32 protein-coding genes and 2 pseudogenes are annotated in these 25,579 nt (G+C 59.8%); 16 read left to right on the top strand and 18 right to left on the bottom strand.

Annotated features, from left to right (window positions below; translation table 11 throughout):
* The first annotated feature begins 2 nt into the window (after positions 1-2).
* Genes L6D64_RS04630 through L6D64_RS04620 form a run of 3 tightly spaced genes read left to right on the top strand, consistent with a single transcriptional unit; the run spans position 3 to position 2,457 of the window.
* Entirely contained in the window at positions 3-950 is a 948-nt protein-coding gene (locus tag L6D64_RS04630; protein WP_176509025.1) for a TIGR03571 family LLM class oxidoreductase, read from the top strand.
* The gene (locus tag L6D64_RS04625) at positions 947-1,291 is read left to right on the top strand and encodes a MoaF-related domain-containing protein (RefSeq protein ID WP_176509026.1); all 345 of its coding nucleotides are present in this window, start codon (positions 947-949) and stop codon (positions 1,289-1,291) included. Before L6D64_RS04630 ends, L6D64_RS04625 begins: the two co-directional genes overlap by 4 nt.
* The gene (locus tag L6D64_RS04620; protein WP_176509027.1) at positions 1,288-2,457 is read left to right on the top strand and encodes an MFS transporter; all 1,170 of its coding nucleotides are present in this window, start codon (positions 1,288-1,290) and stop codon (positions 2,455-2,457) included. Before L6D64_RS04625 ends, L6D64_RS04620 begins: the two co-directional genes overlap by 4 nt.
* A 41-nt stretch (positions 2,458-2,498) precedes the next feature.
* Here L6D64_RS04620 and L6D64_RS04615 read toward each other — a convergent pair whose 3' ends face one another.
* On the bottom strand, positions 2,499-2,972 hold the full coding sequence (locus L6D64_RS04615; protein ID WP_236192353.1) for a sn-glycerol-3-phosphate transporter: 474 nt from the start codon (positions 2,970-2,972) through the stop codon (positions 2,499-2,501).
* A gap of 80 nt (positions 2,973-3,052) precedes the next feature.
* On the opposite strand from L6D64_RS04615, the gene L6D64_RS04610 reads away from it, so the two are divergent.
* From L6D64_RS04610 to L6D64_RS04600, 3 genes are all read left to right on the top strand, one after another.
* On the top strand, positions 3,053-4,504 hold the full coding sequence (locus L6D64_RS04610) for an alpha/beta hydrolase (protein WP_176508776.1): 1,452 nt from the start codon (positions 3,053-3,055) through the stop codon (positions 4,502-4,504).
* A 204-nt stretch (positions 4,505-4,708) separates the two neighbouring features.
* Positions 4,709-4,978, top strand: a complete 270-nt coding sequence (locus tag L6D64_RS04605; protein WP_054885155.1) for a hypothetical protein — start codon at positions 4,709-4,711, stop codon at positions 4,976-4,978.
* The gene (locus L6D64_RS04600) at positions 4,975-5,706 is read left to right on the top strand and encodes an ATPase (RefSeq protein WP_176508777.1); all 732 of its coding nucleotides are present in this window, start codon (positions 4,975-4,977) and stop codon (positions 5,704-5,706) included. Before L6D64_RS04605 ends, L6D64_RS04600 begins: the two co-directional genes overlap by 4 nt.
* Positions 5,707-5,800: 94 nt before the next feature.
* Here L6D64_RS04600 and L6D64_RS04595 read toward each other — a convergent pair whose 3' ends face one another.
* Together L6D64_RS04595 and L6D64_RS04590 are read right to left on the bottom strand one after the other, a co-directional pair.
* Complete coding sequence (locus tag L6D64_RS04595; RefSeq protein ID WP_176508778.1) at positions 5,801-7,156, bottom strand: ATP-binding protein; 1,356 nt, start codon at positions 7,154-7,156, stop codon at positions 5,801-5,803.
* Positions 7,153-7,863 (bottom strand): response regulator, encoded by a 711-nt coding sequence (locus L6D64_RS04590; RefSeq protein WP_176508779.1) that lies wholly within the window; start codon positions 7,861-7,863, stop codon positions 7,153-7,155. The genes L6D64_RS04595 and L6D64_RS04590 overlap by 4 nt, the downstream gene beginning before the upstream one ends.
* Positions 7,864-8,027: 164 nt before the next feature.
* On the opposite strand from L6D64_RS04590, the gene L6D64_RS04585 reads away from it, so the two are divergent.
* From L6D64_RS04585 to L6D64_RS04560, 6 genes are all read left to right on the top strand, one after another.
* Positions 8,028-8,807: an MlaA family lipoprotein gene (locus L6D64_RS04585; protein WP_176508780.1), complete on the top strand. Its 780-nt coding sequence runs from the start codon at positions 8,028-8,030 to the stop codon at positions 8,805-8,807.
* Positions 8,800-9,024: a hypothetical protein gene (locus tag L6D64_RS04580; protein ID WP_176508781.1), complete on the top strand. Its 225-nt coding sequence runs from the start codon at positions 8,800-8,802 to the stop codon at positions 9,022-9,024. The genes L6D64_RS04585 and L6D64_RS04580 overlap by 8 nt, the downstream gene beginning before the upstream one ends.
* 128 nt (positions 9,025-9,152) lie before the next feature.
* Positions 9,153-10,382 carry an MFS transporter gene (locus L6D64_RS04575; protein ID WP_176508782.1) on the top strand — a complete coding sequence of 410 codons (1,230 nt, stop codon included), beginning with the start codon at positions 9,153-9,155 and terminating at the stop codon, positions 10,380-10,382.
* 31 nt (positions 10,383-10,413) lie between these two features.
* The gene (locus L6D64_RS04570) at positions 10,414-11,187 is read left to right on the top strand and encodes an AraC family transcriptional regulator (RefSeq protein ID WP_176508783.1); all 774 of its coding nucleotides are present in this window, start codon (positions 10,414-10,416) and stop codon (positions 11,185-11,187) included.
* 334 nt (positions 11,188-11,521) lie between these two features.
* Positions 11,522-11,707: a hypothetical protein gene (locus L6D64_RS04565; RefSeq protein WP_176508784.1), complete on the top strand. Its 186-nt coding sequence runs from the start codon at positions 11,522-11,524 to the stop codon at positions 11,705-11,707.
* Between the two features lie 127 nt (positions 11,708-11,834).
* The gene (locus tag L6D64_RS04560) at positions 11,835-13,052 is read left to right on the top strand and encodes an amidohydrolase family protein (protein ID WP_176508785.1); all 1,218 of its coding nucleotides are present in this window, start codon (positions 11,835-11,837) and stop codon (positions 13,050-13,052) included.
* A 22-nt stretch (positions 13,053-13,074) separates the two neighbouring features.
* Here the strand turns inward: L6D64_RS04560 and L6D64_RS04555 are convergent, their stop codons facing one another.
* The 6 genes from L6D64_RS04555 to L6D64_RS04530 form a co-directional block, all read right to left on the bottom strand.
* Positions 13,075-13,584, bottom strand: coding sequence for a hypothetical protein (locus L6D64_RS04555; protein ID WP_176508786.1), 510 nt, complete (start codon positions 13,582-13,584; stop codon positions 13,075-13,077).
* A gap of 76 nt (positions 13,585-13,660) precedes the next feature.
* On the bottom strand, positions 13,661-14,386 hold the full coding sequence (locus tag L6D64_RS04550; protein ID WP_176508787.1) for a DUF72 domain-containing protein: 726 nt from the start codon (positions 14,384-14,386) through the stop codon (positions 13,661-13,663).
* Between the two features lie 142 nt (positions 14,387-14,528).
* Positions 14,529-15,335 (bottom strand): DUF3618 domain-containing protein, encoded by an 807-nt coding sequence (locus tag L6D64_RS04545; protein ID WP_176508788.1) that lies wholly within the window; start codon positions 15,333-15,335, stop codon positions 14,529-14,531.
* Positions 15,332-15,757, bottom strand: coding sequence for a phage holin family protein (locus L6D64_RS04540; RefSeq protein WP_176508789.1), 426 nt, complete (start codon positions 15,755-15,757; stop codon positions 15,332-15,334). The genes L6D64_RS04545 and L6D64_RS04540 overlap by 4 nt, the downstream gene beginning before the upstream one ends.
* Positions 15,757-16,401 carry a hypothetical protein gene (locus L6D64_RS04535; RefSeq protein WP_236192351.1) on the bottom strand — a complete coding sequence of 215 codons (645 nt, stop codon included), beginning with the start codon at positions 16,399-16,401 and terminating at the stop codon, positions 15,757-15,759. Before L6D64_RS04535 ends, L6D64_RS04540 begins: the two co-directional genes overlap by 1 nt.
* A gap of 134 nt (positions 16,402-16,535) precedes the next feature.
* The gene (locus L6D64_RS04530) at positions 16,536-16,997 is read right to left on the bottom strand and encodes a DUF6196 family protein (protein WP_176508790.1); all 462 of its coding nucleotides are present in this window, start codon (positions 16,995-16,997) and stop codon (positions 16,536-16,538) included.
* A gap of 124 nt (positions 16,998-17,121) precedes the next feature.
* Between L6D64_RS04530 and L6D64_RS04525 the strand changes: the two genes are divergently transcribed.
* Complete coding sequence (locus tag L6D64_RS04525; protein WP_176508791.1) at positions 17,122-18,030, top strand: LysR family transcriptional regulator; 909 nt, start codon at positions 17,122-17,124, stop codon at positions 18,028-18,030.
* 193 nt (positions 18,031-18,223) lie between these two features.
* On the opposite strand, the gene L6D64_RS04520 is transcribed toward L6D64_RS04525, so the two are convergent.
* On the bottom strand, positions 18,224-18,658 hold the full coding sequence (locus L6D64_RS04520; RefSeq protein WP_176508792.1) for an anti-virulence regulator CigR family protein: 435 nt from the start codon (positions 18,656-18,658) through the stop codon (positions 18,224-18,226).
* A gap of 219 nt (positions 18,659-18,877) precedes the next feature.
* On the opposite strand from L6D64_RS04520, the pseudogene L6D64_RS28620 reads away from it, so the two are divergent.
* A pseudogene (locus L6D64_RS28620) lies at positions 18,878-18,979 on the top strand (hypothetical protein); the annotation flags it as partial.
* Between the two features lie 508 nt (positions 18,980-19,487).
* On the top strand, positions 19,488-20,180 hold the full coding sequence (locus L6D64_RS04510) for a DUF421 domain-containing protein (RefSeq protein WP_176508794.1): 693 nt from the start codon (positions 19,488-19,490) through the stop codon (positions 20,178-20,180).
* Positions 20,181-20,650: 470 nt separating this feature from the next.
* Here the strand turns inward: L6D64_RS04510 and L6D64_RS04500 are convergent, their stop codons facing one another.
* The 7 genes and pseudogenes from L6D64_RS04500 to L6D64_RS04470 form a co-directional block, all read right to left on the bottom strand.
* Entirely contained in the window at positions 20,651-20,875 is a 225-nt protein-coding gene (locus L6D64_RS04500) for a DUF2188 domain-containing protein (RefSeq protein ID WP_176508795.1), read from the bottom strand.
* Between the two features lie 133 nt (positions 20,876-21,008).
* Positions 21,009-21,329, bottom strand: coding sequence for a hypothetical protein (locus L6D64_RS04495; protein ID WP_236192347.1), 321 nt, complete (start codon positions 21,327-21,329; stop codon positions 21,009-21,011).
* Between the two features lie 197 nt (positions 21,330-21,526).
* Positions 21,527-21,985 carry a DUF3429 domain-containing protein gene (locus L6D64_RS04490; protein WP_176508796.1) on the bottom strand — a complete coding sequence of 153 codons (459 nt, stop codon included), beginning with the start codon at positions 21,983-21,985 and terminating at the stop codon, positions 21,527-21,529.
* 35 nt (positions 21,986-22,020) lie between these two features.
* A complete protein-coding gene (folE, locus tag L6D64_RS04485; protein WP_176508797.1) occupies positions 22,021-22,581 on the bottom strand; it encodes a GTP cyclohydrolase I FolE in 561 nt (186 codons plus the stop codon).
* A complete protein-coding gene (locus L6D64_RS04480) occupies positions 22,566-22,979 on the bottom strand; it encodes a thiol-disulfide oxidoreductase DCC family protein (RefSeq protein WP_176508798.1) in 414 nt (137 codons plus the stop codon). The genes folE and L6D64_RS04480 overlap by 16 nt, the downstream gene beginning before the upstream one ends.
* Before the next feature lie 151 nt (positions 22,980-23,130).
* Positions 23,131-23,442 (bottom strand): DUF2514 family protein, encoded by a 312-nt coding sequence (locus L6D64_RS04475; RefSeq protein WP_276575129.1) that lies wholly within the window; start codon positions 23,440-23,442, stop codon positions 23,131-23,133.
* A pseudogene (locus L6D64_RS04470) lies at positions 23,439-23,868 on the bottom strand (structural protein P5). The gene L6D64_RS04475 and the pseudogene L6D64_RS04470 overlap by 4 nt, the downstream one beginning before the upstream one ends.
* Before the next feature lie 154 nt (positions 23,869-24,022).
* On the opposite strand from L6D64_RS04470, the gene L6D64_RS04465 reads away from it, so the two are divergent.
* The gene (locus tag L6D64_RS04465; RefSeq protein WP_176508799.1) at positions 24,023-25,042 is read left to right on the top strand and encodes an acyltransferase family protein; all 1,020 of its coding nucleotides are present in this window, start codon (positions 24,023-24,025) and stop codon (positions 25,040-25,042) included.
* Here the strand turns inward: L6D64_RS04465 and L6D64_RS04460 are convergent.
* Positions 25,026-25,577, bottom strand: coding sequence for a tail fiber assembly protein (locus L6D64_RS04460; protein WP_176508800.1), 552 nt, complete (start codon positions 25,575-25,577; stop codon positions 25,026-25,028). The genes L6D64_RS04465 and L6D64_RS04460 overlap by 17 nt on opposite strands.
* Between the last annotated feature and the right edge of the window lie 2 nt (positions 25,578-25,579).

Raw genomic sequence — 25,579 nt, 5'->3', positions numbered from 1 at the left:
CCATGACCACGCCCCTCGAACGCCTGACCGCTGGCGGCTTCAGCATCGGCCTGGAGGCACCGCTGGACCACGACTGGACGCCTGCCGGCGACCAGGCGCGGCGCAGAGATGGCCGCCAGTTCGGTGAGCCGGACCTGCGCCAGCACGCCGAACTGGCCAAACTGGCCGACCGCCTAGGCTACCGCGCCCTGTGGATCCGCGACGTGCCGCTGTACGATCCGTCGTTCGGCGATGCCGCACAGGTGTTCGAGGTGTTCAGCTACCTTGGCTACCTGGCCGGGGTGACCCGCGACATCCTGCTCGGTACCGCTGCGGTGGTACTGCCGATCCGCGAGCCATTGCTGACCCTCAAGTCGGCCGCGAGCATCCAGCACCTGTCGGGCAACCGCCTGCTGCTGGGTGTCGCCAGCGGCGACCGGCCAGTGGAGTACCCACTGTTCGGCCGCGACTTCGAGGGGCGTGGCAACAACTTCCGTGAACAGGTGGCGTTGCTGCGTGACGGCGCCCACGGCCACCTGCCCGAAGGCATGGCCGTGCTGCCGTCGACCCAGGCGTCACTGCCGTTGCTGGTGGCGGGCCTGGCGCAACAGAGCCCGGCCTGGATCGGCGCCAACATGGACGGCTGCCTGGCCTACCCTGGCACGCCAGACGACCACCAGCGCCGGGTCGCAGCCTGGCGAGCGGTAGCGGGCAGCAAACCGTACAGCAGCTTCATCCACCTGGACCTGGCGGAAAACGCCGATGAACCGCTGCAGCGCTGGCGCTTCGGTTTGCGCGGCGGGCGCAAGGCGCTGGCCGGCGAACTCGCCGCCTTGCGCGCAGCCGGCGTGGATCACGTCGGCCTGCACCTGCGGCGCAATGTGCGGCCGCTGGATGAAACCTTGCATGAAATCGCTGAATACGTTCTGCCGCAATTCCACGAAACCCAACTGACGCAGGCCTTCCGATGAGCACCGCTTCCCCACTGCCGGCCTTCGCAGGCCGCAGCTTCCAGGTCGACTACCCCGGCCTGGCCGCACACAACCGCTACGCCGACGACGGCCGCCACGTGCACTATGCGATCGTTTCAGGCCCTTATGCCGGTGCCAGCGGCGCCGCCGAGTGCCAATGGCGACAGATCGCCAAAGGGGTCTACGTGATCTCCTGGCAGGAGGCCGATGGCGCCACCGTGGTGCATGTCGATGACTTCATCAACGGCCGCTCGCAGGCCTTCTTCACTGCCAGCGACCTGAGCTTCCACCGCATGGAAGGGCCACTGACCGCACTCGACACGCAGGAGCCTGCACAATGAAAGCCGGACGTGTCCTGTTCGCCCTGGCCATCGGTGCCTTTGGCATCGGCACCACCGAATTCACTCCGATGGGCCTGCTGCCGGTGATCGCCCAGGGCGTCGACGTCAGCATCCCCAGCGCAGGCATGCTGATTACCGCCTATGCCATCGGCGTCATGGTCGGTGCGCCGATCATGACCTTGCTGTTCAGCCGCTTCGGCAAACGCGCGGCGCTCATGGCACTGATGGCGATCTTCACCCTGGGCAACCTGCTTTCGGCGCTGTCACCGGACTACTACACCCTGCTCGCCTCGCGCCTGGTCACCAGCCTCAACCATGGGGCCTTCTTCGGTCTTGGTGCCGTGGTTGCCGCCAGCGTCGTGCCCAAGGAAAAACAGGCCAGCGCCGTGGCGACCATGTTCATGGGCCTGACCATTGCCAACATCGGCGGTGTGCCGGCGGCCACCTGGGTAGGCCAGCAGGTCGGCTGGCGCATGGCCTTCGCGGGCACCGCGCTGCTCGGCCTTTTGGCCATGGCGGCCCTGTGGTATGCCCTGCCCAAGGGTGAGCGTGGCAGCGTGCCGCATGTGCGCAAGGAACTGGCAGTGATCGCCCGCCCCAGCGTGCTGCTGGCAATGGCCACCACGGTGCTGGGGGCTGGCGCCATGTTCACCTTGTATACTTACGTGGCACCGGTGCTGGCGGAGCTGACCGGCGCCTCGGACAGCTTCGTCACCCTTGGCCTGGTGCTGATCGGCGTTGGCTTCACCTTGGGCAACAGCCTGGGTGGGCGCCTGGCCGACTGGTCGCTGGACGGCTCGGCGCGGATCTTTCTCGGCGTGCTGGCGGTGATCATGCTGTTGATGCCGCTGGTGCTGGGCAGCCATATCGGTGCCGCCATCGCCTTGCTGGTGTGGGGCATGTTCACCTTCGCCGTGGTGCCGCCACTGCAGATGCGGGTGATGATCGCCGCTATCGAGGCACCTGGGCTGGCGTCGTCGATCAACGTCGGTGCGTTCAATCTGGGTAACGCGCTTGGCGCAGCCTTGGGCGGCGCGGTAATCAGCCTGAACCTTGGTTATGCCGCAGTGCCGATGGCGGGTGGCGTGCTGGCTGCTGCCGGGTTGCTGCTGGTATGGCTCGGTGGGCGCAGCAAGGCTGCGGATAAAACCCTGGGCACCGCCTGACCTGAAGGATAGCGCCGAACCTGAGGGAGCGGCGCTATCTGTCAGAATCTCAACCCCACGTTGATCATCCCCGCAGCCCCTCCCAGCACCACGAACTCGGCCCCCACCGGCCCCCAGTGCACGCCGAACGACGGAATGATCACCGGCGCAACGCCAAAGTGGTTCAACGGGATCTTGTCGTCATATTCGCCCTTGTAGCCCTCGATCAGGCCGGCGCTCAGCTTGGCGTACACGGGATAGCGCTCGTGCTCCCAGACCTTGCCCAGGTAGGCGTAGTAAGAGCGCTGGGAGAACGAGTTCTTGAAGGTCGCCGCGCCCCACAGCAGGCCGTCAGTGTAGATGCGCTCGATACCGATCAGTTCCTGGTGGTTGTTGTGCTCCGGGTCGTGGGTCCAGTGCTTGGTGTAAGCGCTGGTCTGCACATACCAGTAATCCCCTTCGCGCTCGCCATCTTCGGCAATTGCGGCCAGACTCACTGCCAGCAGCCCGATCGCTGCCATGGACGTCCTGTTCATGCTCGATGCCTCGCTGGACATTCCAGTGACACTAGCCGGGCCCGCCCGATCGCGCCATGTGAAAGGTCCATGGAGGAACCATGCCGATACGCCGTTTGCTGGTGGCTGTAGTACTGGTGGTACTGGCTCTGCTGGTCACTGCGTTGTTCGCCTTGCGTATCACCGTAATTGCGGATTTTCAGCTGGAGCCGTGGCACACCTATGTGCCGGACGAGATGCCAGCCAGCGACATCGACCACGCCAGCTGGGGCGACTACCTCGCTGCCGAGCAACGCGTGCTCAACCAGGTCAACCGGGCAATGCGCGAGCAGCTGGCCAGCGAGCCAGCCTCCGCCTACAACCGCTTCGTGGCCAGCAGCCGAGTGTACCCAGGCAATCTCAGCCATGACTGGAACCGCTCCTATATCGCCGAGCCCAGGCAGACAGCCAAGGGCGCGGTGGTGCTGCTGCACGGCCTGACCGACTCGCCGTACAGCCTGCGCCACTTCGCTCGGCATTTTCAGGACCTGGGCTATGTGGTGGTCGCCCCGCGCTTGCCCGGGCATGGCACAGTTCCCGCCGGCCTTACAGCAGCCCGCTGGGAAGACTGGATGGCCACTACCCGCCTGGCCGTACGCGAAGCTACCCGCCTCGCGCCCGCAGGCACCCCGCTGTACATCGTCGGGTTCTCCAATGGTGGCGCACTCGCCGTCAAATACAGCCTCGACACCCTGCAGGACCCGCACCTGGCCAGGCCTGCCCACCTAGTGCTGATCTCACCCATGATTGGCGTCAGCCGCTTTGCCCGCTTTGCCGGCATCGCTGGCCTGCCAGCACTGTTCCCGGCGTTCGCCAAGGCCGCCTGGCTGAGCGTGCTGCCCGAATTCAACCCGTTCAAGTACAACTCGTTTCCGGTCAATGCCGCGCGCCAGTCCTACGAGCTGACCGAAGCCGTGCGCCAGCAGCTGGCCACTGAAGCCCGCGAACCGCAGCGCCTGGCCACGCTGCCAGCGGTTCTCACCTATCAATCACTGGTCGATGGCACGGTCAGCACCGAAGCCATCCAGAACGACCTGTACGACCGCCTGCCCGCCAATGGCAGTGAGCTGGTGGTGTTCGATACCAATGCTTCGCTGGGTATCGACGAGATGCTCAGGCCGTCGGTGGCGGCCCTGCGTGACAGGATGTTCGCCCCTCGGGCCCGCCCCTACGCACGAACCTTGATAGCAACCCGAGGGCCGGGCAATGCGCAGCTCAAGTCGACACGCTTCGCGGCCCAGGCAACCACGGCCAGCGAGCAGATGCTGGATGCGCTGTATCCGTCCAGCCTGATCTCGCTGTCCCATGTGGCACTGCCCTTTCCCATGGATGATCCGCTGTATGGGCAGCAGCCGGGTGGCCAGGAAAGTTACGGGGTGAACCTGGGCAATTTGAACATGCGCGGGGAACGCGGGGCGTTGATCGTGGATGCGGGAAGCTTTTCGCGGGCCACTTCCAATCCGTTCTTCAGGGTGATGCTGGAGGGGATAGATGAAGGATTGCAATTGCGCTGAAGCGGCCAGCGGCCGAATTGGGCAATGAATCAGAATTGGACTACACATCATGGCGAAAACAGCTAAGCGCCTTCGTGCCACACTCAGGCACGACCTCTTATCAGGACCGCCAAGATGCCATCCTTTGATGCCTTTTTACCGTGCCAGCGCTATGATGCCCCCTATGCACACAATCTGTTTCAGGTTGTCTGGAGGTATCTACCCATGGCTGCAAAAGCCAAGCATGCCACTGAAACCGAGCTCGACGCACTGGAGCAGTTGATTCCCGACTGCGCCACTGAAGCGACGCATTCCGCTTATCTGCGGGCGCTGCAAGTGAGCCGGCACGGCGTACTGCGTACGGATGATGGCCATCTCGTGCGGGTTGCTGCTGACGGCTCCAGAACAGTCGTGGCCAAGGCCAAACCCCGGCGCAGAGTCAATATTGGCGAGAAGATCAGCGTAAGGAAGGTCAGCGAGAATCCGACCCAGTGAAGGCCCGCAGGCTGCGGGTATTCGCCGGCCCCAATGGATCTGGAAAAAGTACGATCAAGGCTGACCTGCCGGCAGCCCTCACGCGAATTTTCGTGAATGCCGATGAATTGGAGAGAGAAGCCAAGGCCACTGGCTTTATCGACCTGGCAGACTTTGAAATCGAAGCCAGCCTGGCTGAGCTTGTCCTATTTCACACCGATCATTACCTGATACGGCAGAAGCAACTGACTGATGAAGCCAGAATGCTGGGGCTGCACGGCTCGAGCGTCGACTATCGACAGATCAAGGTGAATTCCTATTTCGCCTCCGTTCTGTCTGACTTCATTCGGCACCGCTTGCTCGATGAGGGTGTCAGCTTCAGTTTCGAAACTGTCATGTCGCACCCCAGCAAGGTCGAGTTCATGCGGAGTGCCCAAGCGCGGGGCTACCGTACTTACCTTTACTTCGTCTCGACTGAAAACCCTGAAATCAATATCGACCGGGTACACATTCGAGTGCAGGAAGGTGGGCATCCAGTCAGACCGGATCTAGTCAGAGAACGCTACGCACGGGCATTGGACTTGCTGCCGGACGCTATCGCAGTCAGTAATCGCGCCTACGTGTTCGACAACTCAGGTGCGTGTGCTGTATGGCTGGCGGAGATTACTGAAGGCACCGAGCTAGAGTACCGGGCTGAACAGATTCCTGACTGGTTCTTCGATGCGTACGTCGACGAAGTCGAGCCCTGAAAACTGGCACAGACGAGGAAACCTGCCACTGACCACTACCGCACCGCCGTGCGCCATGCCTATGAATACCGGCATGAGCGACCTGGGGCTCTGATCAGCCCACTGGCAAGCTGACCTTGACCTCCAGCCCGCCACCCGGGCGATTGGCCAGGGTCACGCTGCCGCCTTGCTCCAGCACGATCGCACGTACCGCCGGCAAGCCGAGCCCGACACCCCCGGTGTCACGATTGCGGGAGCCTTCGATGCGGAAAAACGGCGCGAACACGCGCTCCTGCAACTCTGGCGCGATGCCCGGCCCGCGATCCAGCACAGTGATTTCCAGTTGCTCGGCGGTTACCGCCAGCCGCATCTCAGGCGCCAGGCCATACTTGACCGCGTTGTCCACCAGGTTCACCAGCACCCGCTTGATACCCACCGGCCGCCCGACGTAGACGCAGCGCCGCGGCGCATCGAGGGCAACCTTGATACCCGCGTCCTTGAAGTCGTCCACCACCGTTTGCAGCATCTCGGCCAGGTCGAACGCCGTGGTCTGCTCAAGCCGCGCATCGTCGCGGAAGAATTCCAGGGCAGCATCGACCATGGCCTGCATTTCGTCGACATCCTTGAACAGCTTGGCCTGCACTTCATCGTCCTCGATGAATTCGCTGCGCAGGCGCATGCGCGTCAAAGGCGCGCGCAAATCGTGGGAAATCGCCGCCAGCATCTGCGTGCGATCATTCACGAAATGCTTGAGCTGCGCCTGGGTGGCATTGAAGGCGAGAATGGCCTGGCGCAGGTCATGCGGGCCAACCACCGGAATGGGCGGAGCATTCAGATCCTTGCCGAAACGCCGCGCGCCTTCAGCGAAGCGTTCCAGAGGATGGGCCAGATAACGCGTGGCGAACAGCGCCACCACCAGGCTGGAAACCAGCATCAAGGCAAGGATGATCAGGTTGCGCGGCAGCTCGTCCAGGCCCCAGCTGCGCTGCGTGGCGCGATACAGCACCCAGCTTTTGTCACTCAGCTCGATCATCAGGGCGTAGCCGCGCGCGGGTTCAAACTCCCACAGTTCGGACGCTTCAAAGGCCTGGATCCGAGCATCAGGCCGTTTCAACAAGGCCCGCAGGGTTGGCGCGCCCTGGCGAAACTCGGCATCGACCAGATCCGGTATACCGGCCTGGTCACGGCTGCGCAGCCATTGCACGGAGTAAGAACCATCGCCTGCTGCGCTGGCGATGCCGGGGCGCTGTGCGACGGGCGCTGAATCGAGGATGCGAGTGACCGCGGCGACCTTCTCGATCACGCCGCTCTCCAGCAGCGGCGGCTGCGCCCACACGCTCAGCAGCAGGCTGAACAGCCCCTTGAGCAACAGCAGGATGAACATCGCCGTCAGGGTGGTCAGGGCAATCCAGCGGGCGATGGTGATGCGTGGCCGCGGCATGGCCTTGCGCAGCCTGCTCAACAGCGTCATCGCCTGACCACGCTGGCAGTGAACAAGTAGCCGACATTGCGCAACGTGCGGATCAACGGTTCGGCACCCGCGTCGCTCTCCAGCTTGCGCCGCAACCGGCTGACTTGCACGTCGATGCTGCGGTCATAGGCCTCATACGACTCACCCCGGGCCAGGTCGAGCAACTGCTGGCGGCTGAGCACACGCCGGGGGTGCTCGGCAAACACCAGCAGCAACTCGAATTCACCCTTGGAAAGCGGGATCATCACCTGCTCTGGCGAGCGCAGCTCACGGCGCACCACATCCAGTTGCCAGCCGGAAAACTCCAGCAGCGTGCGCGGGTTGTCCAGCGCGCCGTCAGCCGCTTCGCCGGCCCGGCGCAACACCGCCCGCACCCGCGCCAGCAACTCGCGGGCGGCAAAAGGCTTGGTCAGGTAATCGTCGGCGCCCAGTTCCAGGCCGACCACGCGATCGCTCAGCTCGGCCATGGCGGTGAGCATGATCACCGCCACCTTGTGCTCGGCACGCAAGCGCTGGCACAGCACCAGGCCACTGTCGCCGGGCAGCATCACATCGAGGATGACCAGGTCCGGCACCCGTCGCTCCAGGGCCTGCCAAAGCCCTTTGCCATCACGGGCCACGTCGACTTCATAGCCATGCTGGCGGAGAAACTTCTGCAGCAGATCGAGTACTTCGACATCATCGTCGACTATCAGCAAATGGCTCAAAACAGGCACCGAAAACAAAGGCAAGCGCGTACTCTAAGGCCATCCACAGGCTGCCGTCATATATTTCAACCCGGAAACAAAGCGTCAGATTCGAGACAATCCGGACATTCCCAGGCAATCAATCTGCTGCAGCATCGGCGCCCCTTCTGCTCAGGAATGTGCCTATGCCTACCCCTTCTGCTGCTTGGTGCTCTGCCCGCAACACGGTCCTGGCCTTGTCCCTGGTCGTCGCCAGTGGCTGCAGTCAGCGCCCGCCGGCCACGGCTTGCGGACCGATGGCCTATCAGCTCAGCGATCCGGCCGAACCTGCCAACCGCGCCGTGTTCGCCTTCAACCGCAGCGTCGACGATTACCTGCTGGCGCCGGTTGCCCGTGGCTATACCGCCTTGCCGAACTTTGCCCAGCAAGGCGTACACAACTTTGCGGCCAACTTCGGCGAGCCCAAGGTGTTCGCCAACGACCTGCTGCAAGGCAACAGCGAACGGGCGATGACCAGCCTGAGCCGCTTCATCTTCAACACCACCCTCGGCGTGGCCGGCCTGTTCGATGTCTCCGGCAAGATGGGGCTGGCCCGCCATGAATCGGACTTCGGCCAGACGTTTGGCGTGTGGAAAATCGCCGATGGCCCGATTGTCGAATTGCCGCTGCTGGGCTCACAGAACCTGCGCGATGCAACTGGCCGGGTACTGAGCCTGGCGGTGGACCCGTTCGGCGACAACAGCGATACGGTCGAGACCCTGGGCACCGTGGCCATGGCCGGTGGCACGGTGGATGGCCGGGCGCAGGCGTTACCGCTGACCGACCAACTGCGTACTCTGCCTGATTACTACCAGGCCGTGCGCGATTTCACCGCACAACAGCGCGCCAACCGGGTTGCCGAGGGCAAGCTCGGCGCGCCAGGCAAGCGCCCCGACCACTGCCAGGGAGGGCCTGCCGGTGAATAATGCGGTGTCACTGTTCCGCCGCGTGGAGTGCGGGGCCGAGCAGCCGGTGCTGTTGCACGAACTCGAAGCCCGCGTCTCGGAGGATGGGCGCGAACTGATCGTCAGCCGTTATCGGGAACGTTACGCCGACGGTGGCGATACCCAGCGCCACGAAGTGCATCGCCGCATACCGATCGCCATGCTGTTGAAGTGGATGGCCAGGGCAGGCACGTCATAACGCGACACTCGCCGACTGAATGTCCGAATCGCGACAGTGAGTGCCTGTTCGGCGCGAGACAGGCATTGCCCGGCTGGATAACCTTCGTCGGGCAATGCCTTGCCATCATTCGAAAGAGAGCCTCGCCCATGACGACTCCTGCCGCCACCTTGGCCCCACCCACCGCCGCCGACCAACCCCAGGGCTTTCTGGTCCGCATCGTCGGTGCCGCCGCCTTCGCCCACCTGCTCAACGACCTGATCCAGGCCGTGCTGCCGTCGATCTACCCGATGCTCAAGAGCGACTTCTCGCTGAGCTTCGCCCAGATCGGCTGGATCGCCCTGATCTACCAGGTCACCGCCTCGCTGCTGCAGCCGTGGGTCGGCATGTACACCGACAAGCGCCCCATGCCTTACCGGCTGCCCACCGGCATGCTGTTCACCCTGGTGGGTATCGCCCTGCTCGCCTTCGCCAACAGCTACCCGATGTTGCTGTTCGCCGCTGCCGTGGTGGGTATCGGCTCGGCGACCTTCCATCCCGAAGCCTCACGGGTGGCGCGCATGGCCTCCGGCGGGCGCTTCGGCACCGCGCAGTCAACCTTCCAGGTCGGCGGCAACACCGGTTCCGCCATCGGCCCGCTGCTGACCGCCGCCATCGTCATCCCCCACGGTCAGCCTGCCATCGCCTGGTTCATGCTGGCGGCCGCCCTGGCGATCGTCGTGCTGCTGCGCGTCACTGGCTGGACCATCCGCCACGGCCAGACCCAGCTCAAGGGCCTGGCCGGGCAACAGGCGCCGGGGCTGTCCACCGCTGCCATGTGGCGCGCAGTGGGCGTGATCGCCGTACTGATGTTCGCCAAGTTCGTCTACATCGCGTCGTTCACCAACTACTTCACCTTCTACCTGATCGAACACTTCGGCCTGAGCGTGCAGCAAAGCCAGCTGTATCTGTTCGTGTTCCTTGCTGCCGTAGCCCTGGGCACCTTTGCCGGCGGGCCGGTCGGTGACCGCATCGGGCGCAAGGCGGTGATCTGGATTTCGTTCCTCGGTGTGGCCCCGTTCGCCCTCGCCCTGCCCTACGCCAACCTGGCCTGGACTGCGGTGCTGGCGGTGGCCATCGGCCTGGTGATGTCGTCGGCCTTCGCCGCGCTGGTGGTGTACGCCCAGGAGGCAGTGCCTGGCCGCGTCGGCATGGTCTCGGGGGTGATGTTCGGCCTGATGTTCGGCATCAGTGGCATCGGCGCTGCAGGCCTCGGCGAACTGGCCGACCTGCATGGCATCGAGTGGGTCTACCAGGTGATCTCGTTCCTGCCGCTGCTGGGCTTGGCCACCGCGCTGCTGCCGGCCACCCGCTCGAAAGCACGGCCTGCCCGCTGCTAAGATGGCCGCGCCTGTTGGACTGGACACGATCATGGTCAAACCCCAGCACGAACTGCTGATGGAGGTCGATGAATGGACCTGGGAGGTGGGCAGCCGGGCAACCGACTACCCGCCAGACTGGTACATCGCCCCTCACTCGCACGCCAAGCACCAACTGATCTACGCCATCAAGGGGCTGATGCTGGTCGAGTCCGAGGCCGAGCGCTGGACTGTGCCACCCAGCCGCGGCATCTGGATGCCCAGCGGGCAGGTGCACGCCATCCGCTGCGTTGGTGACGTGAAGATGCGCAGCGTGTTCGTGCGCCCTGATACGGCGCTCGAACTGCCGTTGCAAAGCAAGGCCATCAGCATCTCGCCGCTGCTCAGCGAGCTGATCAAGGCGTCGGTCGACTTCGCTGGCCCTTTTGCCGAGGACTCTCGCGAGGCGCGGATCATGCGCCTGATCCTCGACGAAATCTGCGTGCTGCCGACCTTGCCGCTGAAACTGTTGCAGCCCAGCGACAAACGCCTGCGCACGCTCTGCTCAGCCTTGCAGGCACGCCCCCACGACACGTCGACCCTCGCCGACTGGGGCGTGCACCTGGGCGTTGACGAGAAGACCATCCAGCGCCTGTTCCGCAAGGAAACCGGCATGACATTCGGCCAGTGGCGCCAACAGGCGCGCCTGATGCAGGCGCTGGAGCGCATCGCTTTGGGCGAACGTATCGTCGATGTCGCCGCCACACTGGGCTATGACAGCCCCAGTGCATTCGCCAGCATGTTCAAGCGCCAGTTCGGTATCACGCCCAGTCAGTTCTTCAAGTAACCGCCGCCAACTGCATTCACCCGGGCGATGGTGCCGCCCGGCAATTGCTACATGAAGTTGCAGCCAGGGTGAAAACGCCTTGCCTGCGCTGGCCACGCTCATGGCGACGGCGGCCTGCCGCGAAGCTCAGCAAATACGGGCATTTGGCTGAGATTCAATGCACATGAATTGAAACAGCTAGCAGGCGGATTTGTAGGACGTTTCCTCCGAGCACGGTAGGCAGAATCGCCGCAGCGCCCCTTTCCTGTATGAAACCCCAGTTTCTGCAAGATTTTGTCACTGATACGGTCCATTTTTCCTACAACGGCACGGACGCCAATGCCGCGAGAACAACATGGATCAATACGACAAATCTGGCCTGGCCTTGCAGAAAAACCTGCTCAATCTGCGTCGTGAGCGGGATCGCTTGAGGGCCGAAGGCAAGCATCAGGACGCTGAACGACTGGCGCAGGAAATTTCGCGCATCGAAGCGGTGGTGGCTGCATTGCCCGCAGAGGCCAAACCACCCACGTTGCAGTAGATAAGCCAACGGCCCTTGCCTGTATCAAGAAATGCACTGTGGTCGATCCTGATAATTAATTTGTGAGGGGGCCGGATCATCCCTACCGTATGACGCTAATCAAGCGTGGGAAGCAAAGGCCCCTTTCATGAACGATCGTGAGTTCATCAATGCCATCGACGCCGATGGGCTACCCCTGAACATCGCCGTGCGCGGAGGCTGCATCAGCCACCTCGGCCCGCACCGCGCCCGCACATCCGCCATCGAGACCATCGACCTGGAAGGCCTGCTGGTGCTGCCCGGCTTCGTTGACGGCCACATCCATCTGGACAAGAGCTTCGTCGGTGACCGCTGGCGCCCGCACCAGCCGGTCGCCAGCCTGCGCGAGCGCCTGGCCGTGGAAAAACGCGAACTTGCCAGCGCCCCACCGATCGTCGAGCGCGCCGACGCGCTGATCCGCCAGGCCGCCTCGTTCGGCACCCTGGCCATGCGCTGCCATGTCGACGTCGATGCCACCACTGGCCTGGCCAACTTGCGCGCTATCCTTGAAGCCCGCGACAAGTGGAAAGACCTGATCGACATCGAGCTGGTGGCGTTCCCGCAGGCCGGTGTAGTGACCTGCCCTGGCACCGCGCAGGTGATGGAAACCGCCGTGCGTGAAGGTGTGCAGGTGGTTGGCGGCATCGACCCGACCACCCTGGACGGCGATGCCGACGCCCAGCTTGATATCGTTTTCGGTATTGCCGACCGCCATGGCGTGAAGGTGGACATTCACCTGCACGAACCCGGCGACAGCTGCATCGCCCAGCTCGAGCGTATCGCCGCCCGTACCCAGGCACTGGGCATGCAAGGCCTGGTGGCGGTCAGCCATGCCTATGGCCTGGGTGATGTCAGCGACGCCGTGGTTGACCGCACTGCCGAAGTGCTGGCCCTTGCCGGCGTTTCGATCATGACCAATGCCCCCGGTGACCACGCCTTCCCGCCTGTGCTGCGCCTGCGTGCCGGTGGCGTGCGGGTGTTCACGGGCAACGACAATATCCAGGACGCCTGGTGGCCCTATGGCAACGGCGACATGCTGCAGCGGGCGATGCTGGTCAGTTACCGCTCTGGTTTCAACACCGACGAGGAGCTGCGCGTAGCGCTGGAAATGGCGACCGTGGCCAGCGCCGGGGTGATCGGCAAGCAGGATTACGGGTTGAAGGTGGGCAATGAAGCCAGCTTCATTCTGTTCAAGGCACCGAATGCAGCAGCGGCGGTGGCAGCAGCCATTCATGAACGGGTGATCGTGCGCCACGGGGCCTTCTGGGGTGGGCCTGCGCAGCTACAGCTGAAGGCTGCGCAGTTCGCCACCGAACTGCGTCGCTAGCGAGATCCATGGCAAAGCGCGCTTACTGAATGTGCTTGAGCTTTTCGAGCATGGCGGCGCTGCCCTTGAGGTAACCGGTGACCTCGCCATCTTCCCGTTTGAATTTGATGCCCATCACCTTGTTGTCCAGCTTGACCAGCTCGACCGATGCCCGGATGACTTCATGGGGATGAGTGACCTCTGCGGGCGCCTTGCCTTTCTGCATGGAAACTTCGCTGACGATCTGCTCGAACCTGTTGCGTTCAGCATCATACGACCAGGACGACTGCTGCACGATCTTCTGCATTGAGTTGTTCTCGCTGAGGATCAGGAAGTCGGTGGCCGAACCGTCTGCCCTGAGCAGCAACAACGCCAGCGCCTGGGAGCTGCCATCGTCGGCGTTGGAGTACCAGACGCCATACAGGTCGCTTTTCAGGTATCTGGGCGTTGTGCCTGGCGTTTCGCTGGGTGGGTTTGCCGTGCCGGGTGTGGAGCAAGCGCAGAGGACCAGCGGGGCCAGCAGTGCGATTGCTACGGTGAGATACTTTCTCATTACATTCCTGGGGCTTTTCAGTATCCGATCCGCAGCGTCCCTTTCTTGACTGGCTGCGGGTTTGCGTTGAACAGGCTCAACCTGCTTGCATCGACAAACAGCGCTGCAATTGCAGCGCATTGGCAGTCGCTGCTCCTGAGGCAGTATTGTCGAAAATACACCAGGTGCGGTGTCCGGCTGCGCAACTGCGTTGCAACTGTTCAGCCAGACCATTGAGGTAGTCAAGCGAATACTCGCTGTGGTAGATCCGCGGTTCGCCGTGCAAGCGCCAATAGACGAGGCCCGGCCATCCAGCCGGCGATGCATCGGTGCCGAATCGCGCAGGGTTGGCCGCAACCTGAGCTACCTGCTGATCCATCAACAACGCCTGTGCGTCATGCCAACTGCTGTTCCTCGGCTCCAAAGCTAGCGGGCCATCATAGCGCTCACGCACCCGTTCGAAAAAACGCCGCGCAACGGCGTACTCATAGATCAGCGACGGTGGTAGCTGTATCAACAGGCATCCCAGGCGGCTACCCAGTTGCCCGCATTGGGCCAGGAATTCGGCAAGCGGGCTCTCGCAGCCCTGCAAGCGCAGCTCGTGGGTGATCCTTTTGGGTACTTTCACTGCGAAGAGAAAATCCTCAGGCACAGACGAAGCCCAGCGAGCGTAGGTTTCTGGCCGATGGGGCCGGTAGAACGAACTGTTGATCTCCACTGCGTTCAACTGGCCAGCGTAGCGTTGCAGGTGGGACCCTGACTGTGGAAAGTGATTGGCAGAGTGACTTGGCAGGCTCCAACCCGCACACCCCAGATGAATCATGCTGGTCCTCCTGCTGCATAATGATCCCGACACGCCCGGCGATGGACGCATTGGCCTGAACGGTAATCCACAAAACCCTTCGATCAGGATGAACACCAGCCCTTTGCGTACTGAAAGGGCTGGCGATGCATGGGCTTGCCAATCATGGAGTGAAACCCAGCCCGGCAGACAGGTCAGAGCCTTCAGGTTGGCGGCCCGCCTGTGATGACCCGGCATCACCCGTCTGATGGATAGACTGTTCGACCGACGTCTTCACCTCGCTGCCCTTGGCCTTGAGGGTGTCGGTCAACCGGTCGCTGCTGGCGCCCATCAGTTGATCTTCTTTGCGCGTGCTCGGTAGCGCCGCCCCCAATGCTGCCCCCAGGGCGATGCCCAAGGCCGCCAGCACCAGCGGCTGTTCCTGCAGCAGATGATCGAACTGCCCCTTCAATGCCGTGGTCTGGTCCGCGACCCTGTGTGCGGTACTGCGCACGGTATCAGCTGACGCACCTACGGAATCGCGCGCACCGCTGCCCAGCTCACTGGCCCGATCGCGTACGTCATGGGCCTTCATGCGTGCTTTCTGACTTGCATCGTGCATCGCTGCTCCAGCATGGGCGAAGGCATCTTTCACCGTGTCTACGGCATCGCCGAGTTTCTCGCCCAATCCGGGACCGTCATGCGCCGGCCCAGGGTTGAACGGGCGGTTCTGGTTCAGGCCCAGCCAAGCCAGGCCCAGCACCGTCAAGGTCGCGGGTACCGGATTATTTTTAAGCGTGGTGCCGAGGTTGTGGAAAAACTCACCGCCATGGCCTTTGGAATAGGCCAACACCCGGTCAAGCATCTGGCCTGGGCTCAGGCGCTGTTCGAGGGCATCCACCAGGTCGCTGATATGCTCGCGCTTGGCGTTGATTTCCTGTTCCAGCAGCTGCGGGTCTTTTTGCGCATCAGTCTCGAAAGGAGTGGTCATGGCAATTTCCTCTTCAGCGTGTCCTTGTCCTGTTGCATGGCATGCAAGGTGCGATCAGGTGCCAAGTGGCCGGGCTCGAATTGCTTCTTGCCAGACTGCAGCATGATGAAGCCAATCACTACCGTGACTGCGCCGACGATCAACGCTGCCAACCACGGCGCGACCACCAGCGCCAACGCGTAGACCGCCGCCATCAGGAGGATGACAAAGCCCGCCAGCACCACGATCGCCCCGGCTGCCACCGCCGCCGTACCCGCCTTCAGGGTGGCCAGGTTGTGCTGCAATTCAGCCTTGGCCAGCGCCAGTTCCTTGGTGAACAGCTCGGGCACTTCGCGCATCAATTGGCGCAGCAGCCCACCCACGCCAAGCGCATCGTTTTCCGAGGGGTGTACGCCTGTGTCATGCAAAGGATCGTTGTTCATCATTCACCTCCTTTGAGCGGGTCGCGCTCGAACGGGCTGCCACTGACCGGCGTACCGGCACCTGTACCAACGGGATCGTTCGGGGTGTAAAGAGTGCTGGTGGATATGTCGCTGCCTCTGTCAGGCGTTTCTGGCTGCGCAGGATGCGGCGGGCTGAAAGCATCAGCCGCAGGACGGCTTGGTTTCTGGGTGGCACTGGCTCGGAGGAAACGTGACACGGCAAAGCCGACTGCAACGCTGCCGGCCAGAAACAATGTCGGGTTGCTGCGGGCAAGCTGTGCACCGCGTTGCAGCAGGCTCTCGGCGCTTTCATGACGGACCTGTTCGGCGAACTCGCCGACACATTCAGCCGCCTGGCTCAGATAGTGCGAGAGCCCCAGGCTGTCGTTGCCTTCCAGCGCCGACGCCGCTGATCGCGCCCCCTCCTTCAGCGAATCGAGCTGGTCGGCTGCAGTATCGCGATAATGCTCAAATTGTTCGCTGCCCTGGTGCTTGGCTTCACCCAGCACCGCTGCGGCCTCTTGATGGATGGCATGCACGTGGTCCTCAAGGTTGCCAGGTGGAGATGTCGAGCTTTGGTCGGTCTTTTCCATCGTTGTACCCTCGAAGCTGATTGGAAGTGAATGCCCTTTTTTGGCGGGCATTCTTGCGAGGGACGTCTTCCAATCGACGGGAGTTCAGCGCGTATGACCTGTGACATTTGCTTAAGGATCCAAAGGTAATCGTGCGATCAACCAGGCCCCTGATAACCGCCGCGCAGGCTTTGACGGCGTATGTGCTAGCGTGAAGCGCCCACCTCGTCGTCCGCTTGGCCATCTGCCAAAGTCTGGATCTCTGCGAAGACTTCTGAAGCCAGGCTGGCCGGGACGCCCCAGTAATCAAAGATCCCACCCTCATCTCGATTCTGGCCACAGGTCACGAATACGCCGGTGCCAAACTTCTGCTTGAGGTGCATTGCCAACCAGCCAACGAAACCGCTGTTGTCGGCGCCTTGCGGAAAATGGAATCGGAACACACCGAACAGCTCTTGCTCGACATCTGCACAAGGGACCAGTTGACTCCAAACCTGGTCATCCCGTACGAGCGCCAGCGCATCGGGGCGGACGGCAGCAGGAAACGATGGCAACGGAAACTCCAGAAAGGCGTAAGTGCCCGGGAGGAACCGCACATGGGCTTGGGTAATGACGCGCAACAAGCGACGCGCCGTAGCGTCGACCGTTTCATGGGAAATGTTCACCATTTCAGACTCTCCGTTCAGTAACGCGCGCAGCGCTTCTTTTGATTGACCGAGCGGATGCTAAGCAGGAAGATCTTCAAGATAAATGCTCAAATTCAAATAACATTAACAACTAACGTTTGAAGATATGGATAAGCTGAAAAGCATGGCGGCGTTCGTAGCAGCCGCTGAATCAGATTCCTTCTCTGCAGCCGCTGCCGTACTAGGCGTGACGCCACAATTGATAGCCAAGCAGGTCAGCAATCTGGAATCTCAGCTAGGCCTTAAACTGATCACCCGCACCACTCGCCGACAAAGCCTGACTGCCGTGGGCAGGGACTATTACGTGCGCTGCAAGGCTATCCTGAGTGACGTTGCAGACGCCGATGAACTGGCGCTGTCAGCAAGCTCGACGCCGCGCGGAAAAATCCGCATCAGTGCGCCCTATAACTATGGCTCTCATCGACTCATTCCCTTCCTGACCCAGTACCTGACACGTTACCCAGAAACGGAAATCGAGTTGGAGTTGACGGACAGGTTCGTGAATATCGTAGAAGAGGGATTCGAAGTCGTGTTTCGGCTGGGCAAACCCCAGCTGGCCGACAGCGCGGCATTGGTCCAGCGCGGCTTGAGACCTTTCAGGATGTTTGCTTGCGCATCTCCCGCTTATCTGTCACGCAAAGGGACCCCGCTCCATCCCGAACAACTGGTGGGCCATGATTGCCTGGGCTATCTGTTTTCCGATCGAATGACGGACAAACTCTGGCGCTTCAGCAAAAACGGGCAGACGTTCACGATTCCCATTGCGAGTCGATTGAACGTCAATAACACCCTGGCCAAAGTGAACGCTGCATTAGCGGATTTCGGCATCACGCTGTGCGTCGAGGATGTACTGAGGCCTTACGTGCAACGGGGTGAACTGGTCGTACTCTTCGAGGATTTCGAAGGGCCCACGTATCCCGTCAACCTGATCTACCCCTTGGACCGCCGCCCCTCCGCGAAGCTCAGGCACTTCATAGACGAAGTAGTTACTGCATTAGGTTCGCCGACGGCATGACTGAATCGCTCTTGGTTTCGTAGGGTCGGAAGCGGTCACCTACGACCGGCAGCCAACGACCCATAGTTGACGTTCACGGGGCCTGTCTCAGCCATGCCCCACAGAATCACCTGATACTTCTTAAACATTTTCTCGGCACCAGGTGGCTCAAGCTTTTCCTGGTCACAAGATCCAGTTCATGGGTCCACGGGACTTAGTCAAGCACATCGTGTAGTACTTCATAGATGACACCTGAAGTAATAGCCACAAGCAGCAGGTCAGTTCCAGCTTGCTGCCACTCATAACCATTGTAATGAGGAAGTCGCCCGATCAGTCGGCTATCCAGCTTCTTCGCAATCCCGGGCGGGAGAGGCTTGCCACGCGCCAGATTCTTCTGGATACCTGGCGGTAAGGGAGAGCCTGGATTCCAGTAATTGCGGTTGTCATTGAGGATGACTCGCACCCCTCCTAAATCGACGGAAGGCCCTTCGTGCCAGTCATTGCTGTTGCCCTGATGACCTTGGCTTGCGTGTTGTCCTGCCTTGTCGTGGCTTTTCCCTTTGCCGGGATCTGCCAGCAAGTTCGGGCTTACAACCTGAGCCAGCGAGAAAGCTACGACGATACTCAATTTCCTTCTCATGGTTAGCATTCCTTGGGACCTTATCCAACCACAGAGTAGCTAATCTACTGGTAGAGGCAATGCCAGTCAGGGAGCGAGCATTCCGTCGGGATTCAAGAACTTAACCCTCTAATGTCGGTCTGATCGGCACCTTCAGCTCTACCACACGCCTCTGGAGGCGAATAAAAAATGAGAAAACCCGTGCTTGCTGTCTTTGCTTGTGCATTGGCACTCGGGATGATTCCATTCGTACCCGCAGATATCTCACCTATTGGTTCCGCCTATGCCAAAGATGGAGGTGGTGGTCATGGCGGTGGAGGTGGCAACGGTGGCGGTAATGGCGGCGGACATGGAGGTGGGCATTCAGGCGGTATGGGAGGGAACAGCGGAAATGGCAAGAGCGCTGGAAGCGATCACGCTGGCAAGGCCACACGCGATCACGGTGTAAGCGGCAACCATTACGGGAGCTCCCGCAACACTGATAATGGTCACGGAACCACTACCTCGGGTATCGCTCACTCCAAAGACACTCGCGGTTTGGCCAAATCCACTGCCATCTCACGAACGACTCCAGGTGACCACAATTCAAGAGGTCTATCCAACGCTGTCAGATCTTCTTCAAAGAATGATCGATGACTTGGCAACTCCAATGCGGCATAAACCTAGCGTTTTCAAAAGCCCAGCGTTTGCTGGGCTTTTTGGCTTGCCGCCTCTAGAGCTGCTCAGGCGCGAATGCTTCGTTGCCGATCGCGACCGGAATTGAATTCTTCGTTGGTTTCAAGACTCTCTATACCGATCAGCCAGCGCTAGAGGAGCGGCCTGCCCGCTGCTTGAACAACAATGAAAAACGGGATAGAGAATGGTCACATTCGATCTGCAACGGATGCTGATTGGCGAGCTTCCGCTAACCTTCCTTCTCGAGGTTGCCCTGCGGGTTTCTGTAGCATTCCTGGCCGTATTCTTCTTCTTGAAGTTCAGTGGCCGCCGTGGAATCAGACAGCTCTCCCGATTCGAACTCGTCGTCATTCTTACCCTTGGTTCTGCAGCAGGCGATGTGACCTTTTACGAAGATGTGCCCCTGCTTCCGGTCGCGCTCGTTTTCCTCACGCTATTGCTGCTCTATCGCGGCACCCTTTACCTCATGAGGGGAAGCAAAACCTGTGAGGCGTGGATCGATGGCTTACCCATCACGGTGGTGAAGGATGGGATGTATGAAATCCATTCTCTGCGGAACCTGAACATATCCTCCAATGAACTGTTCATGGAGCTTCGTCAACAAGGTGTGGAGCACTTGGGCCAGGTACGTCTTGGCCTGTTGGAAACCGATGGGGATCTCAGCCTTTATTTTTACGCTGCGGAAGACACTCGTCCTGGCCTATCGGTGCTCCCTGAAGAACACCGGTCAGAGTTTGCATCACCCCAGACTGCAGGCCTCTACTGCTGCGTGAACTGCGGATTTCCGACTTACCACGAGGCGCAGGACTCAGTCTCTTGCACCCGGTGTGGCCATACCATCTGGTCTCCTGCTCTAGATACCCTACGCAACCGCTAATGAGCCATCTGGCACCCGATCCGATCAACGCATCGGGGATTGCGGTGATCCCTGGTACAGAAGTGGCCCAGCTTCGCGCAGGAAAATCTCCAAGGTTTTCGGCCCGATTCCGTCGAAGCTCAAAAGCCATACTTTTAATTTATCGACATCCATCGGCTGACCAGGCGTGTGGAACTGATGCAACTCAGACTCAAGGCGCACACCCAGCGTCTTGAGCCGCCTCGCCGTGGATTCGTCATACCGTGCATAGCCAGCCTGCCCCAGCAATCGCACCAAGTCTCGGTGAGCGCACCGAGCTAGCCTTCCGGGGCAGTTCAGGCCATGTCGATCCACTAGATTGCGGTATGCCTCGAGCGCCACTGTCGAGCGAATCCTCTTCCCAACGAGGAAGCTGGCGAGCAACCACTTGTAGAGTCCCCGGCTCTGAGCTTCCTGCAAGTCAATGCCCAGGCCCGCAGGCGTGACGGGAGTCACCCCTTGGTTCGCCTCGGATCAGCGGAGCGAGGATAGGTGCGTTCTTCTTCAATGCTGCCATCTGCCTTATGGATTTTCACCGAGGCCGTCTTGCCTTCGAAGAACTCGGAAAGGGAACCTACCAGCTCCTGCTTCGTGCTGCTGCGTTTCGACGCCCGCTCAGCACCGGCCTTTTTTAGCTCCCAGCCGTCTGCAGTGGGGCTGACGTGGTAGTTGTCCATCGCTCTACTCCTTCTGTTTCATGCCGATTCGCTGTCTCATCTCTGACGTGATCAGCTGCCCAGTGCTCGTCATGTCTGCGTGGGGATCATCACCGGCAAGCTCATCCAGGCGTTCCTGGGTATTGGTGATGGTTCACCGGGCTGCGGACTTGAGCTCAATGATCTCCTGCCGGCAAATTGATACCAATACGGGTAGATCCTCCCGGGCGCTGGCTGCATAAACATTGACCGCCGTAGCGCCTTTAGCGTTCGTAAATGTCGATGAAGATCTTGCCGATATGCCCTGCATGAGCTGACAGGTCACCCTGGATCTGGCGGATTGACGGGCCAGCGTACTGCGGACGTGCTGAATCAGGCGATCGCTCAGTCGCGGCCGCCCCCGACCATGGGTTTCGATGAAGAGATCGGAGATCACACCCCAGGCCTCGTCCGAGAGTCCGTAACGCTTTGCCATCACCGAATTCCTTTACGTTGATGGCGCGGGACTCTACAAATCTCAGCAATCTTGTGGCGGCGATTGGGTTTCTCGGAATTGCGTACAGAGCCTGGAGAGCCAGCTTCCCGAGCCAGCACTTCCGAACGACAGGGCTGGTATGGCCTGGATGGTGACACTTCAATTGTTACTTTGGTGGTGACATCGGAACAGTAGTTTCAATTCTTAAAAAACACTACCAGCGCACCAATAATCAAACACAAGCTCGCCACAATCGTTAAACTCATTCGCATAGGAAAATACCACTCAGGCAAAATATTCATCAATTTACGATCTTGCCAAAGGTGTCCAATAAAGCCAAAGCATAAAAGCAAGCAGCCCCATGGCACAGGTAACAACATGCCAACCCAACCGATAAGGGCTGGAATCAAACTCCACACGAGCCTCTCCTGCCGCTCAGCCGCAGGCAAGCCCTGTAGCATCATAGCGAACCCCCAATGCAGAGCGCCCACAAAACTCAGTATCACAGCCCCATAGCCAACCAACGCAATAGACAGAAACTCTCGAGACTCAGCCGCCAAACAAATCAGCAGTGTCAAACCAACAAATGGCAGCAATCCACTGTAACCCAAGACGGTAAAGCGACGTGGAGATAACGAATCGGAAACAGTACGCATTGGTACGTCACTCCTCTAAGGCTCAGGATGAATGTTCAGGTGTGTCGCCCAATGAGCTTCAGGAATTCGTGACGGGTAGTCGGGGACTCTCGGAACTCACCAAGCATTACCGATGAAATCATCACCGAGTTCTGCTTTTCTACACCTCGCATCATCATGCACATGTGCTTTGCCTCGATCACTACCCCAACCCCTGCAGCGTCAGTCACTTCTTGTATGGCACATGCAATCTGTCTAGTTAAATTCTCTTGAATCTGCAAACGGCGGGCAAACATATCAACTAAGCGTGCCACTTTGGAAAGACCTAATACACGCCCTGTTGGCAGATAAGCAACATGCGCCTTTCCAATAAACGGCAACATGTGATGCTCACATAATGAGTACAGTTCAATATCACGAACCACGACCATCTCATCGTTCTGACTTTCGAACAAGGCACCATTGACTATCTCATCCAGGCTCCGGGTGTAACCATTGCAGAGGTATTGCATCGCTTTAGCAGCACGTTGGGGCGTATCCAAGAGGCCTTCTCGCTGCGGGTTTTCACCCACGCCGACAAGGATTTCACGATAATTCTCGGCTAGCGAACGTGACATTTGGATTCCTCACCTTTGCAACGTTGCCCACCCTTGGGATGAGGTAGCCAGGCCAAACTAGGCCTCAAAAGACAGAACAATCTGTAAAAGACCGAAAGCACAGGACGTAGCGGACGCCAGGCCAGTGGAGCTGCCCAGATTCCCACACCCGCAGCACGCCAAGTCCACAGGGTTGCGTCCAAGCCTGTGACCCACTGATCGTTCGCGAACCTTGCGTGCAAGCACGATCTCAATTGTTCGATCGTCAGGCCCAAAGGGCCGGGATCGAAGTTATCGCCAGCGATATCGATCAGGATGAGCTTTGCTGCGGTGGAGCGCCTGCGCAGGAAGGCCACCTCCCTGGAGCACAATGGGCACGCGCCGTCGAAGTACAGGGTCAAAGGCCACTGGCAAAACATGTACAATACCTCGCATTTGTACAGGTCTTGTATAACTTAGCGGAACCCAAGAAATTAGCAATGGCCGGGGGGACAAATCACCTCGCAAAGCGCCCATTAGCCCGAGGCTGTCGGGATCAGGCGCCGTGCAGATAGCGGCAGGCGACTGGTGTCAGCAGGTGTCAGTCGGGATCGGAAGGGTCTGCGCCGTGCGATAGATGCATCGATTTTGAAACTGCAAGTCTTGCCAGGAGCATCTGGACGCTGCTGTGCTCGGGATCTCCTCCTGCGCTTGGGCGCGTCGTTGTTCTTCCTGGCGGGCGCCGCGCTCACCGATCACCTCGGCCAGGCGGTCGCCACTGTCACGTTCGGCTGAAGCCTGGACGGCTTCGGCGCGTTCCACTGCCCTGCCGTGCTGGTACACGCCCCAATAGGACGCGAGCAGCGCCAGCAGGATCAACGATCTGATTGCCCACGACTTCATGCCAAGGCCCTCCGCACGCCCTCGTCAATGACCGCCGGCGGGTATGGGTTGCCACCGTTCTCGTGGATGATGATGCTGATCACCATTCCCTTCAGCGTGGCCGGGTTTCGGATGTCGATCGGGGCGGTGGTGCGCACGCCAATGCGCTTTGCCACGGCGGCTGCATATGCCTGGGTGTCGTTCTCGTTGCTCGGTGCCCAGCGGTTGATGGTTTCGAGCACCGTGTCGATACCCTTCCCGCCCACGCCGGGCATGCCGTCCTTGCCCCGGTAGTTGATGAGCAACTTGCCCAGGGCGCGAATGCCATTCTCGGGCGTATCGAAGATTGCGAAGCGGCCACCAGGCTCCCTGCCAGTCGTTGCGCGGGTTGAAATCGATGTTGCCGGGGTTCCGATTACGGACGCCTCGGGGCTGGGATTGAGTCATGGCTTTTTTCTCCAGGCAAAAAAATGCCCGCTACTGCGCGGGCTTTGAGAATGATTTACATCAGTCCTATTCATGCGATTTTTTCGTATAGCCCCTTGTGGATTGGTTAATCCAAAAAACGGCTGTAGAATGCGTTTCTTTTGAACTCAGAAAAATGCTTAACTCCATTCAAATACTGAGAGCTCTGGCTGCGTGGCTAGTAGTTGGGCATCATATAATTCAGCTTTACTATAAGTCCTCCACATCGGGAATCGCGTCGGAAATTCTCCACAAATATGGCGCTATTGGAGTTGATCTTTTTTTCATAATAAGTGGCTTCGTGATCTACGCTTCAGCCTCTAAAAAACTCACCTCGCCAGCCGACTTCGCAAAAAACCGTCTTATTAGGATAGTCCCGGCATACTGGGTATTCACCCTGATCACGGCAGCCATCTTGATCTATGCGCCCAACTCAATACCGCTTACATCTCTTGAGCCAATTTTCCTGATAAAAAGTCTTTTCTTCATTCCAGCACAAAACCCGTCAGGCATAGGTCTTTATCCTTTAATGACTGTTGGATGGACGCTAAATTATGAAATATCCTTCTACGCAGTATTTTTCATTTCGCTATTTCTTCCCCAAAAGATGCGAATAGCCTCGCTATTCGCAGGCGTAGCACTGATCCAATTCGCTGCAAGCAAAGCCGGCGAACCGTTCTCTTTCTACAAGAACGCTATTGTTTGGGAATTCTTGCTAGGAGTTGCAATTCAGATCGCCTATCAACGAGGACTAATATTCCGCATAACACCAGCTCTAGCCGTTTCGGCCGTTCTTTTGGCAATTTGCACTATCGCGTACGCAGGACCAGTTTCACATGACCCATATAAAAGCGGGCTGCCCTGCGCCGTCATTCTGTGTGCAGCCGTTTCCCAAGAGCGGTTTTTCCCTAAACATAACTTCCTTGTCAAACTTGGCGATTGGTCGTACTCCACATACCTTTCTCATGTACTTGTGATCTGCTTAGCAATTTATATATCAGAACAATTCCAGGTAAATGATTACGTCCTCATGCTCTGCGTATGCGCTCTGACACTAGGAATTTCAATGGTCAGCTTCTCGATTATCGAGAAACCACTATGTGGCGCTTTCAAAAGATATCAAATATCTCGCACAACCATCAAAGAGGCTGTGTAGGCCACGTTATGATGTCGGGATACTGAGACTGTTCGGGTAACCGGTTGAGGGCAACGCGGTACCGCTTCCATGCCTCCAGAAGGACCGCCTCTTGGTCAGTCGCTATGTCGAGGTCGACGGCATCCTGCAACGGCGCAATTGCAGCATCGGCAACAGCGCGGCGCTGTGCAATCTCGGCATGAGCCAGGACTAGGGCGTCGGCAGGATCGAGCTCCTGAACAGGAGGCAGGGCGGGCGGCGCCAGCTCATCGACGGACACATGCAAGGTGATGCTGTGCAGCAAGTCGGCTGGCTCGCCTTCCTTTGCCACGCTCACCAGCAGCACACCATCGGCATACGAGGTGGCCACGGATGCGCCAGCGTCCATCTGATTGATCACATAACCCCAGCCCTCTGGCGGAGGGCACATGCCGAGCGTGCCAAATACCAAGTATTGCCCCGGGCCAGGGTGCTCGACAGTCAGGTCAGCCCGCCCAAGCGAAGTGACGTCGATGATCGAGCCATTGCCTAAGATGTTGATTGCTGCTCGGGTCATAG

This window comes from Pseudomonas urethralis (assembly GCF_021602465.1).
Taxonomy (GTDB): domain Bacteria; phylum Pseudomonadota; class Gammaproteobacteria; order Pseudomonadales; family Pseudomonadaceae; genus Aquipseudomonas; species Aquipseudomonas vlassakiae.
This window is presented reverse-complemented; position numbering and strand designations above follow the sequence as displayed.